Here is a 726-nt window from a genome sequence, read left to right on the forward strand (position 1 = left end):
CGCTTTGGCCGTCTCCTCAATAAGCCGCAAGGTTTCCTGGATTTTCTGTTTCAATTTTTCCTTGAATCTGATTGTTGATTTTTTCCATACAAAAGAATACTTGTTGGCATTGGCTTCCATTTTTGTCCCATCCAAAAAGTAATTTTCCATGGTGATATAGTTATCCTCGATGAGCTTCAAGGTCATGGTTTCGTATAGTTCGTCCATCATTGATTTCATCCGTCTGCCACGAAATTCGTTGATGGTACGGTAGTCTGGCTGCTGCATGGCCGCCAGCCACATGGTGGGAATATTTTCGCGGGTAAGCTGTTCGATGCCGCGGCAGGAGTACACCTTCTGGGAGTAGCCAAACAGGACGACCTTTAACATCATCTTAGGATGGAACGAAGGTCTGCCGCCACCTGGATAATGGGAGAATAACTGTTCATCGGGAATGGCCTCAACCATCTCATCTATCACACGTGCGACATGATGCAAGGGAATTAGTTCTTCGATATCGAAGATGACCTGAACTTGACGATTATTATACGGTTTAAATGTAGGAGCAAATTTTTTCTTGGAAACAATACTTTCTTCTTTTACCTCTAGGGGGAGGATTGTTTGCGTGGTATAATATTGAGGTGTAATCGAAAGATTGCACATAAAAATCGTCCTTCCTAAAATGTTGGTGTGGTAACTTTCATTTTACAAGAAGAGACGATTTTTTTGTGCTTATCTTTGAAAAAA

At 41.7% G+C, this 726-nt stretch carries 1 protein-coding gene; it reads right to left on the bottom strand.

The features are described 5' to 3' along the window. The coding region (locus ACIFQN_RS35755) for a transposase (RefSeq protein WP_429837797.1) at positions 1-642 on the bottom strand (642 nt) is incomplete at its 3' end. Positions 643-726: the final 84 nt, after the last annotated feature.

The sequence above is a fragment of the Brevibacillus sp. NRS-1366 genome (assembly GCF_050467985.1).